The organism is Streptococcus suis (assembly GCF_029616525.1).
In the GTDB taxonomy this organism is placed as follows: Bacteria; Bacillota; Bacilli; order Lactobacillales; family Streptococcaceae; genus Streptococcus; species Streptococcus suis_AF.
On the sequence record NZ_JANFME010000007.1, the window covers coordinates 68,923 to 86,169 of the forward strand.

General features: G+C 41.8%; 18 protein-coding genes. 2 read left to right on the forward strand and 16 right to left on the reverse strand.

Features of this window, described 5'->3' with window-relative positions; translation table 11 throughout:
• Positions 1 to 134: 134 nt before the first annotated feature.
• Complete coding sequence (locus tag NOL38_RS04560) at positions 135 to 2,603, reverse strand: bifunctional DnaQ family exonuclease/ATP-dependent helicase (RefSeq protein ID WP_341829391.1); 2,469 nt, start codon at positions 2,601 to 2,603, stop codon at positions 135 to 137.
• A 107-nt stretch (positions 2,604 to 2,710) separates the two neighbouring features.
• On the opposite strand from NOL38_RS04560, the gene NOL38_RS04565 reads away from it, so the two are divergent.
• Positions 2,711 to 3,349, forward strand: a complete 639-nt coding sequence (locus NOL38_RS04565; protein ID WP_277941508.1) for an MBL fold metallo-hydrolase — start codon at positions 2,711 to 2,713, stop codon at positions 3,347 to 3,349.
• 45 nt (positions 3,350 to 3,394) lie between these two features.
• On the opposite strand, the gene NOL38_RS04570 is transcribed toward NOL38_RS04565, so the two are convergent.
• The 13 genes from NOL38_RS04570 to rplK form a co-directional block, all read right to left on the reverse strand.
• Complete coding sequence (locus NOL38_RS04570; protein WP_277941509.1) at positions 3,395 to 3,841, reverse strand: GNAT family N-acetyltransferase; 447 nt, start codon at positions 3,839 to 3,841, stop codon at positions 3,395 to 3,397.
• A gap of 45 nt (positions 3,842 to 3,886) precedes the next feature.
• Positions 3,887 to 4,909: a PhoH family protein gene (locus tag NOL38_RS04575; protein ID WP_277941510.1), complete on the reverse strand. Its 1,023-nt coding sequence runs from the start codon at positions 4,907 to 4,909 to the stop codon at positions 3,887 to 3,889.
• Positions 4,910 to 4,987: 78 nt separating this feature from the next.
• Positions 4,988 to 5,203: a YozE family protein gene (locus NOL38_RS04580; RefSeq protein WP_009910192.1), complete on the reverse strand. Its 216-nt coding sequence runs from the start codon at positions 5,201 to 5,203 to the stop codon at positions 4,988 to 4,990.
• A gap of 5 nt (positions 5,204 to 5,208) precedes the next feature.
• Positions 5,209 to 5,664, reverse strand: a complete 456-nt coding sequence (locus tag NOL38_RS04585; protein WP_024378194.1) for a DUF1801 domain-containing protein — start codon at positions 5,662 to 5,664, stop codon at positions 5,209 to 5,211.
• A 9-nt stretch (positions 5,665 to 5,673) separates the two neighbouring features.
• The gene (locus NOL38_RS04590) at positions 5,674 to 6,594 is read right to left on the reverse strand and encodes a 2-dehydropantoate 2-reductase (protein WP_277941511.1); all 921 of its coding nucleotides are present in this window, start codon (positions 6,592 to 6,594) and stop codon (positions 5,674 to 5,676) included.
• A 9-nt stretch (positions 6,595 to 6,603) separates the two neighbouring features.
• Positions 6,604 to 7,458 carry an RNA-binding virulence regulatory protein CvfB gene (cvfB, locus tag NOL38_RS04595; RefSeq protein ID WP_009910197.1) on the reverse strand — a complete coding sequence of 285 codons (855 nt, stop codon included), beginning with the start codon at positions 7,456 to 7,458 and terminating at the stop codon, positions 6,604 to 6,606.
• A 131-nt stretch (positions 7,459 to 7,589) separates the two neighbouring features.
• A complete protein-coding gene (frr, locus tag NOL38_RS04600; RefSeq protein ID WP_009910199.1) occupies positions 7,590 to 8,147 on the reverse strand; it encodes a ribosome recycling factor in 558 nt (185 codons plus the stop codon).
• Between the two features lie 134 nt (positions 8,148 to 8,281).
• Positions 8,282 to 9,016, reverse strand: a complete 735-nt coding sequence (pyrH, locus tag NOL38_RS04605) for a UMP kinase (protein ID WP_015445263.1) — start codon at positions 9,014 to 9,016, stop codon at positions 8,282 to 8,284.
• A 166-nt stretch (positions 9,017 to 9,182) separates the two neighbouring features.
• Positions 9,183 to 10,823 carry a putative polysaccharide biosynthesis protein gene (locus NOL38_RS04610; RefSeq protein ID WP_277941514.1) on the reverse strand — a complete coding sequence of 547 codons (1,641 nt, stop codon included), beginning with the start codon at positions 10,821 to 10,823 and terminating at the stop codon, positions 9,183 to 9,185.
• A 254-nt stretch (positions 10,824 to 11,077) separates the two neighbouring features.
• Complete coding sequence (gene yghU / locus NOL38_RS04615) at positions 11,078 to 11,866, reverse strand: glutathione-dependent disulfide-bond oxidoreductase (protein ID WP_277941512.1); 789 nt, start codon at positions 11,864 to 11,866, stop codon at positions 11,078 to 11,080.
• Positions 11,867 to 11,874: 8 nt separating this feature from the next.
• Positions 11,875 to 12,162 (reverse strand): hypothetical protein, encoded by a 288-nt coding sequence (locus NOL38_RS04620; protein WP_277941513.1) that lies wholly within the window; start codon positions 12,160 to 12,162, stop codon positions 11,875 to 11,877.
• Between the two features lie 93 nt (positions 12,163 to 12,255).
• Positions 12,256 to 12,945 (reverse strand): 50S ribosomal protein L1, encoded by a 690-nt coding sequence (gene rplA, locus NOL38_RS04625; RefSeq protein WP_004194879.1) that lies wholly within the window; start codon positions 12,943 to 12,945, stop codon positions 12,256 to 12,258.
• A gap of 40 nt (positions 12,946 to 12,985) precedes the next feature.
• Positions 12,986 to 13,411 carry a 50S ribosomal protein L11 gene (gene rplK / locus NOL38_RS04630; RefSeq protein WP_002935890.1) on the reverse strand — a complete coding sequence of 142 codons (426 nt, stop codon included), beginning with the start codon at positions 13,409 to 13,411 and terminating at the stop codon, positions 12,986 to 12,988.
• A 154-nt stretch (positions 13,412 to 13,565) separates the two neighbouring features.
• Between rplK and NOL38_RS04635 the strand changes: the two genes are divergently transcribed.
• Complete coding sequence (locus NOL38_RS04635) at positions 13,566 to 13,934, forward strand: DUF3397 domain-containing protein (RefSeq protein WP_004194874.1); 369 nt, start codon at positions 13,566 to 13,568, stop codon at positions 13,932 to 13,934.
• A gap of 368 nt (positions 13,935 to 14,302) precedes the next feature.
• Here the strand turns inward: NOL38_RS04635 and gloA2 are convergent, their stop codons facing one another.
• Both gloA2 and NOL38_RS04645 read right to left on the reverse strand, forming a co-directional pair.
• Positions 14,303 to 14,689, reverse strand: a complete 387-nt coding sequence (gene gloA2 / locus NOL38_RS04640; RefSeq protein WP_002935887.1) for an SMU1112c/YaeR family gloxylase I-like metalloprotein — start codon at positions 14,687 to 14,689, stop codon at positions 14,303 to 14,305.
• Complete coding sequence (locus NOL38_RS04645) at positions 14,689 to 17,058, reverse strand: FtsK/SpoIIIE family DNA translocase (RefSeq protein ID WP_029185127.1); 2,370 nt, start codon at positions 17,056 to 17,058, stop codon at positions 14,689 to 14,691. Before NOL38_RS04645 ends, gloA2 begins: the two co-directional genes overlap by 1 nt.
• Positions 17,059 to 17,247: the final 189 nt, after the last annotated feature.

Consider the following 17,247-nt stretch of genomic DNA (forward strand, 5'->3'; position numbering starts at 1 on the left):
TGGAAAATTATACCATATTTTAATCATAAAGAAAATCACTGTTATTCGGCAAGGAGAGAGGAAATAGATTCCTAATCATGAGTAGCATTAAAAAACGCTGGAAACAAAAGGAAGCCTTGTGGCTCCCTTTTAACTTATTCAAAAAAATCTTGAATAGCTCCTTCTATTTCTTTCGCATCCACACTTAACATTGAATAATCTTTCTCAAAGAAGGACAGAATTTGCTGTCCATAGCGTTTGGTGTGAACACGCGGGTCCAAAACCAAGACTAGTGAATCTTGTTTGTCATGGCGATTGGTACGACCGATGGCTTGTTTGAGCTTAATCATCATCATAGGCAGGCTGTAATCATAAAATGGATTTTTCCCTTCTTCACGCAGATGGTGATTGATTTTTTGTACAAACCGGTCCTTTGGATTGTCAAATGGGAGCCTTGTAATAACCTGAATCAATTGATTCTGACTGGCAAAATCAACGCCCTCCCAGAATACACCTGTGCCGAGTAAAATTTGGCATTCCCCTCGTTCAAATTTGCGTTTGAGAGGCATTTCCTGTCCATGCTTGTGCTGGGCTAGGTGGGGAATGTTATTGTCTTCTAACAAATCCGACACCTGCAAGAGCAGAGAAATCGATGTAAACAAGACCAAAATCGGTCGTCCCAGCTCTGCTATTTCTCCTAAAGTAGTAGCCAAATAAGCTGCATGCTCCTCCTTGGTCCAAGCGAGGATGTCGGGGAGATGGGTCGGAAAAAGTAGTCGCTGGTTGGTCACAGTTTGAGTCGGTATCAAATCCAAGGTGACCTGCTCAAAGCCCAGCAGATCCGCCAGACTGACCTTTTTGCTGATGGTCAAGGTTGCGCTGATGCAGAAAATCTTAGTATCTGGCAGGTAGTTGGTCGCATTTAAGAGGCTGTCCTTGGAGCCCCGCAAATAGGCAAGCCGCTTTTCTTCTAAATTTTTCTCCTCCAACCAAAAGGTATCGTAATAGTCTATGAGCTGATGCAAGTCGTTCAAATCAACATCTCCAAGCTCCTCCAGGTTCTGACCAAGTTGATGAAGTTCAGCCTTTTGAACCTCTCGTTGACCATGCTGACGAAAACGACTCAAAAAGTGGTTGAGTTCAAACTGGCAAGACTCATACAAACGTTGGTCCAAAATAGTCGTCGCTCTGTCCTTTTTACTTTGCAATACTTGTAACATACTTGTCAAATCTTGCGAAGCCGTCGCTAGATTTTCAGCAGCCAAGAGAAACTTTTGTGCTTCATCAATCACCACCAGACGCTTATCCATGAGAGGATCTTGATCCTTAAGATGGCTGAGAAAGTAAGCGTGGTTGGTAATGAGCAGTCTACTAGAGAGAGCTTGTTGGTTCAATCGTTGCCAAAAATCCAAGCCCCAAAAAAGACTTTCAGGCTCCAATTTCCCATCGTGGGCAATCTCATCAAAGTAAGCTTGGTAGCGTTGTTTTTGTTTAAGCTCATCCAAATCACCTGTCGTGGTTTCGCATAACCAGACAAGCACCTGCATTTTGAATTGATTGACCAGGCGATTATCATCCTGCCTCTGCAGGGTTTTCCAGTAGTTGTCTAACTTGATAAAATGCTTGGGCGATTTTAGAGAGACTATGGGAATACGAAATATCTCTTTAAGCTTGCTCCCTTCCTTTTCCATAATCTGCTCTTGAAGGAGCTTGGTCGGCACGGTGACCAATAAAGGCTGGTCTGACTTAGCAAGTAAAGGCAAGAGATAACCGTAAGTCTTCCCCAAACCTGCCTGCGCTTGAATAAAATGCACTTTTTCTTCGTCAACCAAGCGTTTTTCTACTACTTGAGCAAAAGCAGTTTGTTTTTTTCGTTCATGCAAGCCGAGAAGGGCAATATTGGTCGAAAAATCTTCAGATAATCGGTAGGCTGACTTGATTTCTTCTGGCTTTTTCAAGACCAAGTCATGAATAGATTCTAAATCGTATGATAGATTTTCTGACAGAACAGGCACCATCTCATCAATGACCAGACGGGATTCAAAGAGCAGATTGTCCGCCAAATCAAGAATCTTTTCAACAATAGACCTGGGTAAGCTCTTTATTTTCTCTTGAATTTTGATGAGCAAGCGCGCCGTAGCCATGGCATCTGATATGGCCGTGTGTGCCTGGTCCAAACCAAGTTCCAGATGCTCTGCAAGGTTTCCCAAGCTATATTTTTCAAAAGTCGGAAAAAATAGCTGTGATAATTCTACCGTATCTACACGCGGTGTCAACAGTTCATAGCCTTCAAAAAAGAGTGCTTCTGCCAAGAGATTAGCATCAAACTTGACATTATGGGCGACAAATATAGCATCTCCAATCATGTCATAAATGGTACTTGCTACCTGACCAAAATCTGGAGCCTGACTTAGCTGTTGGTCTGTGATACCTGTCAGATTCTTGATATGGTCATCCAGTAGCTCATAGGGATTGATGTCCGTTGCATAACTGTCAATGATTTCTCCATTTTCAACGAGAACAATCCCGATTTGAATGATTTTTGCATCGGTACCTGTACCAGTTGCTTCCAAATCTACAACGGCATACCGATTGCTTGTTCTTGTGTCTTTCATACTGTTCATTATAGCATATTCCCTCTCATGGAAAAAGCTCCAAACAAATTCCATGAAGAAGGCGTGTTTTTTTGTTAGACTAGTAACATCAGCAACTGTTAGAAGAAGGAAAAAGAATGATTATTCACAAATCTGTCAATCCTGTCGCTTTTCAAAATACCTACTACCTTGAAAATGATACCCATCTGATTATCATTGACCCTGGGAGTGACTGGACAAAAATTCAAGCAACTATCGAAAAAATCGGAAAACCAATTGCGGCTATTCTCCTGACTCACACTCACTATGACCATATTATGAGTTTGGACATTCTGCGTGAGACCTACAATTTCCCGCCTGTCTATGTGGCTGAAAGTGAAGCCAGCTGGCTCTACACACCAGAGATGAATCTATCAGGTCTACCTCGTCATGATGATATGGAAAATGTAGTCTGCCGACCTGCTGAAAAAATCTTTCAATACCAAGAAGACTACCAGTTTGACGGTTTTCATTTCAAGGTAGTTCCAACACCTGGGCACTCTATTGGTGGTGTTTCCTTTATCTTCCCAGAGGATGAATGTGTCATCACTGGAGACGCACTTTTCCGTGAAACTGTGGGACGCACAGACCTGCCAACCAGCAACTTTGATGACCTGATTACTGGTATCAGAGAACATATCTTTACCCTGCCAAATCACTATACGGTCCATCCAGGTCATGGTCACAATACCAGCGTTGGACACGAAAAAAACTTCAATCCATTTTTTAGAATGTAAAATAAGTACTGCCCAGTTCTGATTGAACTAGGCAGTTTTTTATTATTATTCATCTAATGCATGTTCGGCTATGACGATTGTTTTTCCAGCCAACTCTTTGACCTCGCCAGTTGGACAAAATCCAACTTCGGACCAAAAATGACTGGATTGAGGATTGCTTTCAACATAGCCTAGACGCACCTTTTTGAAGTGAGTTGCTAACCGAGACAGGAGCTCCGCTATGACCTTTGAACCAAGACCCTGACCAGCCAATCTTGAATCCACCATAAAAAGTCCGATATAGGCAATCTCTGCAGTCGGATAGCCATCAATTAGGTCTAAGATGGCAACTAATCGCTCTTTGTCCCAGAATCCTAGAAAATATTTATCTGATAACTCCTTACCTGGCGGACACTCGACAAGGTCATTGGCTAAACTTTCCAGACTAGGCAAGGGTGGAAAATGTTCAAAATAGAGGGGATTGGTCTGGTAAAGAACCAAAACCTGCTCCAAATCAGCTTCTGTTAGCTTTCGGACTTGATAATGCTTTGAAAGTGACTAATCTTCATCCTCTTCGCTCCGACTAGGCTCCCCAATCGTTTCAAAACTTGCCCGACCGTCCGCAGCAAGAGCCTCCTGCTCATAAGCATTAATAATCTGGGCAACAACTGGATGACGAACCACATCCTTGGCTGAAAAATGCACGAAATCAATCTGCGGTATTTTACTCAACTTCTCCGTCGCATCAATCAGGCCTGACTTAACCTTGCGCGGCAGGTCAATCTGGCTAATATCCCCATTGACAATCATCTTGGAATTAAAGCCCAGACGGGTCAGGAACATCTTCATCTGCATAATGGTGGTATTTTGCGCCTCATCCAAGATGACAAAGGCATCTTCCAAGGTCCGCCCCCGCATATAGGCCAGCGGTGCAATTTCGATAATCTCGCGCTCCATTAGGCGCGTGGTCTGCTCCTTGCCCAAAATCTGGTAGAGGGCATCATAGACAGGACGCAAATAGGGGTCTACTTTTTCTTTTAAGTCCCCTGGTAAAAAGCCTAAACTTTCACCTGCCTCGACCGCAGGACGGGTCAGGACAATGCGCTTGACCTGTCCCCGCTTGAGGGCTGTTACAGCTAGAGTAACCGCCAAGAAGGTCTTACCTGTACCAGCAGGACCGATTCCAAACACGATGTCATGACGCTTTACGCTGTCCACGTAGAGTTTTTGTCCAAGGGTCTTTACGCGAATGGGTTTGCCATAGTTGTCCTTGATAATCTCTTCTTCATAGAGGGCAACGAATTTTTCAATCTCATCATTTTTTGCCATGGAAATAGCTGTGACCACATCTGGCGTATTGATAACTAAACCACGACCCACCAAGACAAGGAGAGACTGGATAACAAGACGTGCCTGTTCTACATGTTCTTCCTGTCCAATCACCTGCACTTTTTCCGTACGGGCATGAATAACCACACCTAGTTCCTGTTCCATCAATCTCAGATGGCGTTCATTCGAACCAAATAGACTAAACGAATCATCTGGATGCTTGAGTTGAATATCAATTGAATGTTCTAGCAAGAGTTGCTCCTTTTCCTGTGCTTTTCTCTATTATAACAAAAATAGCCCAAACAAGGCTATTTTGTACTATTTTATCCATCAATGTCCCAAATAATCTTCCCAAATCGCATCAAAATCAGACATGGAAAAGGCAAAGCTGGCCGATTCCTCCAAAAAACGACTGACTTCATCAAAATTATCTGATTGCTTAGGAAAATCAGACTCATCAAAGGCATAATCTGCCAAGATAGCTACTGGTTCATTACTTTTCGGGTTGCGTTGGGTCATCAACCAAGAATAAAAACTTCTTCTCACTACATCTACTTTCTATGATTTTTTTCGTAGAGCTCTATATAGCGCTCCATAGACATCTTACTAACCAATTCCCCTATCAATTCATAAGGAATATTCTTGGGATTTTTCATACGAACACAGGACTTGCCCATATCCAGTTTGGTAGGCACCTGTGCTTGATAAGCAGCAACGAACCAATCATTTAATTCTTGGTCCATATAGATTCCCATGTGGTAGAGGGCGATGTGTGCCTTTTGTGATGCCAAGGCAAGGAAAGGCAAGGGCTCTCCCGGTGTGCAATGATAACCATCAGGATAGGCAGCAAGCGGCACATAATAGTTAATCATACCTCCCAAGATGCCTACTTCAAAACCAGCTGGTAACTGTTCCACAATCACTTGATGGAGTCGTTCAACTGCTTCCTTCCGATTCTCAGGCAAGGCAGCCATATATTCTTCAATCGTTTCCACTTCAATCAGCATGACTTTCTCCTATCTCAACCCCAGCATACTTTCCTTGGCGTGAACCATGTCTGTTATCATCTGACAGTATGGCGTAGGGATGCCTGCTCGCTTGCCTTTGAATACAACTGCTCCATTCAGATAATCAATTTCTGTCTTTCGACCATGTTGGACCAAATCCTGGTGCATAGATGGATAGTGATTGGAAGCCTTCTTCGAGGCATCAATAACATATTTCCAAATAGCTTCTTCGTCAATTCCATCTGCCTCAGACTTAGCAACAGCAATAAATTCTTTGAAAATCCCCTGTACTAGATTCAGTCCAGCCTCCGTACCAAATAATTCACCAATTGTACAGTCTAAAATGGTACAAGTTGGATTCATCACACCATTGACACAGGCTTTCTGCCAAATGGCACTGACAACATGATTGTCATAGGTCACATTTAGCCCAGCTTCATTCAGCATTTCAATAATATCCGCAACTGATTGCTCATCACCAAGAATATGCTGAACGGAGATAGAACCCGGACCTTCTAAGTGAGCATGTCCAGGACCCTTTAGTCCCGCCAACCACATGGTCACCCCAACCATAATACTTTCATCTGGCACGTACCGACGCATGGTCGTCGCATGCCCCAAACCATTCAAGAGACTCAAAACCTTGGTAGTTGGACCGATAATCGGTTTAATATCCCGCAACATCTTTGGCAACTGATCAGCCTTTGTCAATAGAATGATAAAATCTGCTTCTCTCATTGCTTCGGCCGGTTTCATGATGGGTAAATGTACAGTTTCCTCTGCATCTCCAGTCACTTTCAAGCCGTTTTCTTGAATTACCTCGATATGCTCTTCCCAATTATCCAGCAAAATCACTTCATGATTTGTCTTAGACAATTGATAACCAAAACGACACCCCATTGCCCCACTACCAGCAATATATACTAGCATAGACGCCTCCTAGACCAATTCTGTTCCAAAAGAATCCTGTTTAATTTTTCCAGCCTTCATCAAACCACCAAGAGCTTTTTTGAATTGCCCTTTGGAAATACCAAAGGTGGCCTTGATGTCTTCCGGAGCAGACTTATCGTTCAAGGTCATGAAACCTCCATTGCTTTCCAGATAAGTCAATATCATCTGGGCATCATTTTCCAGCATCTCAAATGAACGTGGCTTGAGAGACAAGTTCAAGGTCCGATCAACTGCACGGTAGCCGATGACACGCGCCTCCAAAACCTGACCCAGACGTGGTTCCGCAAAGCGTTCGCTCGGGTGGATAAAACCAAGCATGTTGTTGTCTGGCAAATAAACAAAAGTACCATTCATTTTCAAACGATAGACAATCGCTCGCAGATTTTGGTTTTGCATATTGTCATAAGCAGGTCCAGCCATTTTCTGAAAATCTTCCTGAAAAGCTGGCAGAGCCCAAATGCGATCCTTCTTATCGACGTCTAATTTGACGTACAACTGATCCCCTTTCTTCGGCCAGAGTTCCTTGATTTCAGGCAAAATGTCCAAGGAAACAACCACTTGCTTGTCTGGCAGACCTGTATCCACAAAGACACCCAAATCCTTACGTACCTCTGTGACAGTTCCCCAACCAAAGCTGGTACGACTCGCCCCAACTTCCTTAGTTGTCAAACGGAGTTTTTGTTTCATATCGGTATAGGCAAATCCCTTAACAGATTGTCCTAGACTATGTTCTCCTTCATCCTTAGAAAGAGCAAAGGTTCTACCCTCTTTTTGGACAAAGTAAAACTGATCGTTTTCGTCAGTCACTAAACCAACGATATATTGTGCTAATAAATCATTCATGATTTTCTTCTTTCTGATTAAAAAGTGGGGGAAGTCTTGTCTAACTCCCCCCATTAGATTTCTTATTGATTCACCACTGGAAGTTAGACAGCCCAGTGATGATCTATTTTTGTAGCCTAAAAACGTGTTGATTAAACTTCCAACAATTCTTTTTCTTTGTCGGCAGTCATTTTATCAATTGTCTTGATAGCATCATCTGTTACTTTTTGAATATCTTTTTCAAGCGTCTTCAACTCGTCTTCTGTGATTTCTTTTGCTTTTTCAGCTTTTTTAGCTTCATCCATGGCATCACGACGGATATTACGGATGGCAACTTTTGAATTTTCACCGACTTTTTTCACATCCTTCGCCAAGTTCTTACGAGTTTCCTCTGTAAGGGCAGGAATAACCAAACGGATAACAGTACCGTCAGATTGTGGCGTCAAACCAAGATCTGAAGCGTTCAAAGCACGCTCAATATCCTTCAAGATTGACTTATCAAACGGAGTAATCAATAGAACACGCGCTTCTGGCACTGTAATACCAGCCAACTGGTTCAATGGCGTTGGAGAACCGTAGTACTCAACTGAAATACGGTCCAACAAACTAGCATTGGCACGGCCAGCACGAATGTGGCTGAATTCACGTGCCAAACTCTGATGAGATTGGTTCATGCGCTCTTGCGCTTTAGCAATAATTTCTTTAGACATAAGACTTCCTTCTTTGTATTTTTTTATAGTCTTTTAGTTTACTTTTAGCACTAGGCAACGAGCCACAGGCATAACTGAAGTTAGACAAGGCAAATTAACGAAGTAATAAAAGAAAAACTAAATGACGATATGATTTATTTTTCTTCTGAAGAATTTGAAACGGTAGTACCGATTGGCTCACCGAAGACAACACGTTTAATATTTCCTGGTTCATTCATATTGAACACGACCAAATCAATATCATTGTCCATTGAGAGAGTTGATGCTGTCGCATCCATGATTTTCAAACCACGACTAATCACTTCACGGTGGGTCAATTCATTGAATTTAACTGCATTAGCATCTTTCTTCGGATCAGCATTGTAGACGCCATCCACACCATTTTTAGCCATCAAAATCGCATCTGCTTCAATTTCTGCAGCACGAAGAGCCGCTGTCGTATCCGTTGAGAAGTACGGTGAACCAATACCAGCTCCAAAAATAACAATGCGACCTTTTTCAAGATGACGAAGAGCACGACCACGAATATAAGGCTCTGCAACTGACTGCATCGCAATCGCTGTCTGCACACGTGTATCCACACCAAGCTGTTTAAGGGAATCAGCCATTACAAGAGCATTCATAACAGTCCCCAACATGCCTGTATAGTCTGCTTGAACTCGATCCATACCCGCTTCAGCAGCAGGTTCTCCACGCCAAAGGTTACCACCACCAATAACAAGGGCAATCTGAATACCTGATTCTGCGACTTCCTGAATTTCCTTTGCCATTTCCTGAACAGTTTTAAGGTCAATACCGACACCACGTTCACCAGCCAAGGCCTCACCAGATAGTTTGATTAGAATACGTTCGTATTTAGGTTTCATCATCTCTCTCCTCTTTTTTATCCCTACTATTCTACCACAAAAACCGTTTTTTTTATACTGAAATCTCCAAGAAAAAAGGAAAATCCTCAACGAACTTTCCTTCTCACATTCTAAAACGCCTCTTTTTCCCAGCTTTTCAATAGTAGAAAATAGAGATTTTTAAAACAAACTAGCCTAGGCGCAATTTCCTACGTAAACTCTGAGCCCGACTTCCAATTAAACGATCTAGCTGACGAGTCTTCAAGGTCAAGATGACAAAGACAAGCATACCTGCTCCACCTGCAACAGCCAAGTGGATAAAGCTAGATACATAGCCATTTGCTGGAAGGATAAGATTCAAAACAAATTCAATCCCCCATACAATGAGTCCCATTACGATAGAAATCCAACTAATGGTCGCAATATCTTTTATCACTAGTCTTTCATCAATATGCAGAACCTTGTCAATTCGTCTATAGAAGAGATACAGCATAATTCCCAACCCAAATATCGTTGAGATAAAGCTACCATATACCTTAAAGACATAGATCATTGGTACTTGTAAAACGATTTTCACTAGCATCCCAATCAAGAAATAATAAATGGCTCTTCTATTTTCAAATATCACTTGAATGACCACACTAATGACAGAATATAGTCCCAGAGGTAAAATTAAAAATAAGTTCCAAATAAATAGAGTAATGGCGATAGGCTCTGACGGTCCGTAAAAAATCGTATAAAGTGGTCCAGCTAACAGGACCGTTCCAACAATCGCCGGTATAGTGAATATAAAGAGTAATTGTAGATTATCCGCCACTAAATGAGACGCCGCCTTCAAATCTTTCTTGACAAATTTCTCTGTAATCAATGGAATAGCAACACTTCCCAAACTCAGTGAAATCCCGATAATCATCATCGTAATCTTACTTGGATTGGCAGCCATATATGAATAAAGTTCCAAAAGTTCCGAATTACTGTAATCCGTAATTCTTTCCATAACACGAATAAACGTGACTTGGTCAATAAACTGCAATAATTGAATCGTTAGACCTAAAATGATAATTGGAATCGCATCTCGAACAGTTTCCTTAATAAGTTGACCTGTATCCAAAGAAATCTTTTGTTTCTTAGCATGAAGCAACTTACCAAGGTAACCTTGCTTCCATAAAGTATAAACTAAAATCCCAACGCTAGCAATCATCCCGACAAAAGCTGCAAAGGTAGATTGGACAACCGCTTCAAGATAGTCACCGCTACCCAACTTCATAATCATAAATGTTGCTGCCAGTATCCAGATAACCCGTACCAGCTGCTCTGCAAGCTGGCTGATCGCATAGGGCTTCATATCGTGCCGACCTTGGAAAAAACCACGCAAAATACTCATGGCTGGGAAGATAAAGAGAGGCGGGACTAGACTATACATGACTGGAAGTAACTTTTCCTTCGACCCCGATGCGTCTGCCAACCACGGAGCACTTAGATACATGACCCCTGCAAAGACAGCCCCAAAGACCAACATGAGCTTGAAGAATTCTCTGACCAAGTAAAGCGACACCTCTTCTTTACCCAAGACATTGTATTTAGCTACTTGTTTGGCAATAGCTGTCGGAAGACCAGCTGTTGAAATCAATAAGAAGTTGGCATAGATTTGATACCCCATACTAAAGAGGGCATTGGCTTCAGCTCGATATTCCCCTAACCAAATATACCAGGGAATAACATAGGCAACACCAAGCAGGCGACTAAGAATATTTCCAGCAGTCAACCAAGCCAAGCCTCTGGCCATTGTCGCCTGTTCTTTGGATTGCTGCATTTCAACTTTTTCGGACATTTTTCTATTACTTTCTATGTAAATATAAGACAGGAAAAACTCATACTCTTCGAAAATCAAAATCAGACGTTGTTGACTTGATTTGATGAACTTCAGTTCTATCTGCATCTACGTCGCCTAGTCTAATTCTGATTTTCATTGAGTATCAATTATTAATTTCTATTTTTGGATTTTCACAAAGTCTAACTCTTTCATTATAAACTTTTATCATACCAAAGTAAAAGAAAAACCCACCTATAAGGTGGGCAAGTCAATTAATTATCAATTGAATGATATTTCACTGTCAACCCTCGTTGTACAGCTGGGCGCTGAGCTATTTTCTCTACCCAGGTCTTTAGATGCTTGTAAGAATCAACATCTAAAAATTCTGCCGAACCTGGATACAAGGCTCCTTGTGCCAAACGACCATACCAAGACCAAATAGCAATATCTGCGATGGTATAGGTATTTCCTGCTACATATTCTCTAGTCGCTAATAACTGATCCAAGAGATCCAGCTGACGCTTAGTTTCCATTGTATAGCGATTAATCGGATATTCTTGCGCTGTCGGAGCGTAATGGAAGAAATGTCCAAATCCTCCACCAACAAATGGAGCGGCGCCAGTTTGCCAGAAGAGCCAGTTAAGAACCTCTGTCCGCTCTGCCCAAGCTTTTGGTAGGAAGGCCTCAAACTTTTCTGCCAAGTAGAGGAGAATATTGGCTGATTCAAAGACCGAAATCGGTGCTTGCTCGGAATAATCTACCATAGCTGGTATTTTGGAGTTGGGGTTGATGGCAACAAAATCGGAGCCGAATTGGTCTCCTTGACCGATATTGATGAGAAAGAGGTCATAATCAGCTTCCGAAATACCTAACTCTTTCAACTCCTCCAACATAATAGCAACCTTAATGCCATTCGGCGTCCCCAATGAATAGACTTGGAAAGACTTCTCTCCCTTTGGTAGGTCTTGCTCAAAGCGACTGCCTGCTGTTGGACGGTTGCCAGATCGGTTGTCATTTTCATCTTCCCACTTCCAAACGAGTGGTTTTGTATATTCTGTCATGTTTTCTCCTATTTTACCTTTCCTGGGATAAAACTTGCCATTCGATAATGATTTTGAAGTTTTTGAATGTAAAGAGAGAGTTGAACCAATTCTTTAGGAGCATGATAGGTCAAGGCTGTCAGCTCTGCATTAACATAGCGTCCCAATCGTTCAGCAAGCAAGTAGAGATTGTCTGCTTGATCAAGCTCTTTGGCAGTTTCAAAAACCTTTTCACGCAAAACGGATGTGATAGCATCTTCTGGTAGCTGATAAACCGCCGAAAGATGACTATAAAATTCTTCACGGGTCACCTTCATAGTTGCCTCCTCAATCACTTTTACATATATTATAGAGCTTGTTTTATTGAATGTCAACTAAAAAAGATTGCCCTAAGACAATCTTTCTATTAATTAAAGTGAGTTAGGATCAACTTTGATACCAACACCTTGTGTTGTTGTAATTGATACTGAAGTCATGTATGTACCTTTAGCTGTAGCTGGTTTAGCTTTAGCCATTACATCGTGGAAAGCTTTGAAGTTTTCAACGAGTTTGTCAGCGTCAAATGATACTTTACCGATAAGAGCTTGTACGATGCCTGCTTTGTCAGCACGGTAAGTGATTTTACCACCTTTAGACTCTTCAACTGCTTTAGCAACATCCATAGTTACTGTACCAGTTTTAGGGTTTGGCATCAAGTTACGTGGACCAAGTACACGACCAAGACGTCCAACAACAGCCATCATATCTGGAGTTGCGATAACAACGTCGAAGTCCAACCAACCACCGTTGATTTTAGCAACGAGGTCATCTTCACCAACAAAGTCTGCACCAGCAGCTTTTGCTTCTTCTGCTTTAGCACCACGTGCGAAAACAAGAACTCGTGAAGTTTTACCAGTACCGTTTGGCAATACCATTGCACCACGGATTTGTTGGTCTGCTTTACGTACGTCGATGTTCAAGTTGTAAGCAACTTCAACTGACGCATCAAATTTAGCGAAGTTAGTTTCTTTTGCAAGAGCAACAGCTTCTTCTACGCTGTAAAGTTTTGTGCTGTCGATTTTTTCAAGAGCAGCACGCAAGTTTTTGCTTTTTTTAGCCATGTTATATGTCTCCTTGTAATCAGATAATCTTGGGTGCTACTTAGTCAGTAACAGTGAATCCCATAGAACGAGCAGTACCTTCGATCATACGCATTGCAGCTTCAAGAGATGCAGCGTTCAAGTCAGGCATTTTAGTTTCAGCAATTTCTTGTACTTGTGCACGAGTAACTGTTGCAACTTTAGTTTTGTTTGGTGTACCTGAACCTTTTTCAACACCTGCAGCTTTTTTCAAAAGAACAGCAGCTGGTGGTGTTTTAGTGATGAAAGTGAATGATTTATCTTCATACACAGAGATAACTACTGGGATGATCATACCAGCTTGGTCAGCTGTACGAGCGTTAAACTCTTTTGTGAATCCCATGATGTTGATACCTGCTTGACCAAGTGCTGGTCCGACTGGTGGAGCTGGAGTAGCTTTACCTGCAGGAATTTGAAGTTTTACGAGTTTTTCGACTTTTTTAGCCATGATATAAAATCCTCCTATTGTGGTTTTGGCGGTAATTAAAGATTTTTACCTCCCACAAATATGTGTTTTACACATACCTTTTCATTATACACGAATTTCAAAGAAATGCAAGCTTTAGGTTTACTTTTTTTCACATTTTTTATAGAATGAATGTATGTTTGAATCGATTATATTTTTAAAAATAGTAGCCTTTCTATTCATCTTTCTAACCTTGGCCATTTCGATAATTGCTGTCAAGTTTTTTAGGTTGCAAAACCGAGGATGGAACTTTGCAGACATTGCCTTTCCTCTCTATGCAATTGAATTTTATCTGATTTCGGACAAGGCCTACTATAACAGTCTACTGCCTCAGCTTGTCCTAGCCCTCTCACTACTAGCGATTGGTCTTTGCGGTTTCTTCCTTTTAAAGAAAAAGAATTTTTTATATCGCCGTTTCTTCAAGGTTTTCTGGCGAGCTAGTTTTATCTTGACCTTTTTGATGTATCTAGCTTTGGTTATTGCGGTCTTCACTTTAAAATCCTAAAATCATCCATCCTTTCATAGATGGCATAATAAATCCCCATTGCAGGCGCAGTGGGGATTCTTTTTTATACTAAATCAGACAAGGCGACGTAGATGTATAGTCGAATGAATTAGCTTTCAGACAAGGAACTGAGGTGCAGGTTGCTAGCACAGCCTAGTGGCTATGCTAGGTTGGAGATATAACTTGCAAAGCAAGTCACTTCTGCAGAGTACGGCAAGCCGAAAGTGACGATGTATCAAAGTTAATTCAAATGACTATAGATAGAACTGACCTTCATCAAATCAAGTCAACAGCGTATGATTTTGATTTTCTAAAAGTATTAATTAGTTGTCATATTGATAGGCCTCTCTGGGCATGAAAAGATGGACTTATTCATGAATTTCTAGAGGGAGGCCATCTGGATCAAAGAAGAAGGCCATTTTTTTACCATCAAAATCATCTGTTCGCAGGACTTCATGTCGGATGTCCAAACGGTCAAACTCTTCCAGACAAGCTTCCACATCTGCAACCTGGAAGGCTAGATGGCGTAGACCTGTATGTTCAGGATTGGGCATGACCGGACGCATTGGCGCATCTGGTTTGATGAAAATTTCCAAGATCAGATTGCCTTTTTTGACATTGAAGAGAATATCATTTTTTTCTGGGCGAATATGCTCATCCACCTGTTCAAAGCCTAGTTTCTCAACATAAAATTCTCTTGTTTTGTCATAGTCACTACCGATAATTGCAATATGATGAACTGCATCAAATTTCATTATTGTGTTTCCAATACCTTTCTAGGTTTTGTTCCTTCAGCTGGACCAATGACACCCGCTGCTTCTAGCTCTTCCATGAGGCGTGTTGCCCTGTTAAAACCAACAGACAAGCGTCGTTGAATCATAGAGGCGCTGGCTTTTTGTGTCTCAACTACCAAGGCACGTGCTTCGTTGAAAAGTGGATCTCCTCCAGCATCACCAAAACCTGCATCGCCATCACCTTCTGCCACTTCACCTGGATCAAAGGATTCATCATAATCTGCATCTGCTTGATCCTTGATAAAGCCAACTATTGCTTCTACATCATCATCGGATATAAAGGAACCTTGCAAGCGGACTGGATGGTTTTCATCAATCGGTTTAAAGAGCATGTCACCGCGGCCCAAGAGTTTTTCAGCACCGTTTTCATCTAGAATCGTCCGACTGTCTGTACCGCTTGATACGGCAAAGGCGATACGAGATGGTACATTGGCTTTAATCAAACCTGAAATAACATCAACAGATGGTCGCTGGGTAGCAAGAATCATGTGGATACCTGCTGCACGAGCCTTCTGTCCCAAGCGAATAATGGCATCTTCCACTTCCTTGCTGGCTACCATCATCAAGTCTGCCAACTCATCTACGATTACCACAATGAGAGGAAGTGGAATCTGTTTTTCTTCTGAACGGCTATTAAATTCTTCGACCTTCGCATTATAACCTTCCAAGTTTCGGACACCAATTTGGCTAAACAACTCATAACGTTTCTCCATTTCATCCACTACTTTTTGAAGAGCTCGAGCAGCCTTACGTGGGTTGGTCACAACGGGAATCAATAGGTGGGGAATATCATTATAGACCGATAATTCGACCATTTTGGGGTCAATCATCATGAACTTAACTTGGTCTGGACCAGCTTTCATGAGAATTGAAGAGATGATACCATTGACAGCAACAGACTTCCCTGAACCAGTTGAACCAGCCACCAATAGATGGGGCATACGTGCTAGGTTAAAGGAACGGACGGAACCATTGACAGCCTTACCGAGAGGAATTTCCAAAAGCTTGTCTGGGTCTGTTTTAGATTGTTCCCAGAGCTCACGGAAAGGTACTGTAGCCACTTCGGAGTTTGGAACTTCAATACCGACTAGAGATTTTCCTGGGATAGGAGCTTCAATACGGACATCTTTAGCCGCAAGGGCTAGAGCCAAATCATCAGCTAGGTTAGAAATCCGATTGACACGGACGCCGACTGCTGGTTTGACTTCATACTTGGTTACCGATGGTCCAATCTCAGCACGCTCAACTACTACCTTGATTCCAAAACTGGCAAAGGTGTCTTCTAAAACTTTAATATTCTGACGAACAATCCGTTTTTCATTGGACTGACTCTTAGCTTTTATAGGAGCAAATAAGTCTATGGACGGAAGTTTATATGCTAGTCTCTGCTTAGGCTTGAAATCAATCTGCACATCTGTCTCGTCCTTCTCAAACTCATTTGGTTCAGAAGCCTGGCTTGCCGAGTTTGATTGTGCTGGTTGGTCATCTTCTGCCAACATAATTGGAAATTCATCTTCTATGTCTAAGTGGTCATATTCTGAAATAATCGGTACTTGAACAGGCTCTTCTTCTAGGATTTCACCTGTTTCTAAATCGACATGTCTATCTACCAGTGCCAAAGTCCGAGCTGACTCTTCCTCTTCCTCTAGACGAAGGCGTTCCTCTTCTAGACGAGCTAATTCTTGCTGACGTTTCTCTTCTCGTTCTGCTTTCTTCTGTGTTCGAAGCTCTGCTCTTTTTACCTGCGTCTCCGCCAACTTATCTTTGGCAACCGCCAAGCCATCGGCAACATCATAAACAGACCATGGGCTTACAAAAAAGATACCAAATGCTATCACTAGAAGACCGATGAAGAAGGAACCGACATTTGCAAAGAGGAAGGAGACTGGCAGATAGAAGATACTTCCAATCATCCCTCCGCCTAGAAATGCTGTTACCTGAAACTTAGCTAGGTCTGACAAGGCCAATTTTAGAGTATGACCGAATAGGTCACTCCCTTGATAGGTCCAGTCTAAATAAGCCTGAAATTCAATTAATAACCCGATAACAATCAGCCAGAAGCCCGATATGGTCCCTTCTCTTTCGCGTAAGACTTTGGGAATAAGAAGGTAGATAAATGCACCTGCCAATAATAGATAGGCTAGACTACCAAATAATAGCCGGAAAATATTGTAGCTGGTCACTCCAAACACACCTAGGCGACTGGCTGCAAAGGCAATGAATAAAAGCCCCAATACTCGAAGGGTGATATTTTTAACACGTTCTTGCTGTGCTAATTCTGCCTTGGTTGGTCGCCTCGTAGCCTTTCCTTTTTTACTTGTCTTTCTCATAGATACCTCAACTTTCTCAATCTCTTTATTTTATCATAATTGGGAAGAATTTTCATGATAGAAAAAACCCTGAAAATACAGGGTTTCAGAATGAAGACAAAGTCGTTAGAATTATATTTCTAACGGCTTTTTCATATGTAAAGTAGTATAATAGAGATAGGAATACTAGCTAATAAGCAGAGGGAGAAT

Excerpts from the sequence above, each read along its gene's own strand:
- yghU (WP_277941512.1), bottom strand. The coding sequence starts at position 11,866 with ATGACAGAATATACAAAACCACTCGTTTGGAAGTGGGAAGATGAAAAT.
- pyrH (WP_015445263.1), bottom strand. The coding sequence starts at position 9,016 with ATGATGAAACCTAAATACGAACGTATTCTAATCAAACTATCTGGTGAG.
- rplA (WP_004194879.1), bottom strand. The coding sequence starts at position 12,945 with ATGGCTAAAAAAAGCAAAAACTTGCGTGCTGCTCTTGAAAAAATCGAC.
- NOL38_RS04645 (WP_029185127.1), bottom strand. The coding sequence starts at position 17,058 with ATGAGAAAGACAAGTAAAAAAGGAAAGGCTACGAGGCGACCAACCAAG.
- NOL38_RS04610 (WP_277941514.1), bottom strand. The coding sequence starts at position 10,823 with ATGTCCGAAAAAGTTGAAATGCAGCAATCCAAAGAACAGGCGACAATG.
- frr (WP_009910199.1), bottom strand. The coding sequence starts at position 8,147 with ATGTCTAAAGAAATTATTGCTAAAGCGCAAGAGCGCATGAACCAATCT.
- rplK (WP_002935890.1), bottom strand. The coding sequence starts at position 13,411 with ATGGCTAAAAAAGTCGAAAAACTCGTAAAACTTCAAATTCCTGCAGGT.
- NOL38_RS04585 (WP_024378194.1), bottom strand. The coding sequence starts at position 5,664 with ATGCTGATTGAAGTGGAAACGATTGAAGAATATATGGCTGCCTTGCCT.
- NOL38_RS04560 (WP_341829391.1), bottom strand. The coding sequence starts at position 2,603 with ATGAACAGTATGAAAGACACAAGAACAAGCAATCGGTATGCCGTTGTA.
- NOL38_RS04620 (WP_277941513.1), bottom strand. The coding sequence starts at position 12,162 with ATGAAGGTGACCCGTGAAGAATTTTATAGTCATCTTTCGGCGGTTTAT.
- NOL38_RS04590 (WP_277941511.1), bottom strand. The coding sequence starts at position 6,594 with ATGCTAGTATATATTGCTGGTAGTGGGGCAATGGGGTGTCGTTTTGGT.
- gloA2 (WP_002935887.1), bottom strand. The coding sequence starts at position 14,689 with ATGAAATTTGATGCAGTTCATCATATTGCAATTATCGGTAGTGACTAT.
- NOL38_RS04635 (WP_004194874.1), top strand. The coding sequence starts at position 13,566 with ATGTTTGAATCGATTATATTTTTAAAAATAGTAGCCTTTCTATTCATC.
- cvfB (WP_009910197.1), bottom strand. The coding sequence starts at position 7,458 with ATGAATGATTTATTAGCACAATATATCGTTGGTTTAGTGACTGACGAA.
- NOL38_RS04565 (WP_277941508.1), top strand. The coding sequence starts at position 2,711 with ATGATTATTCACAAATCTGTCAATCCTGTCGCTTTTCAAAATACCTAC.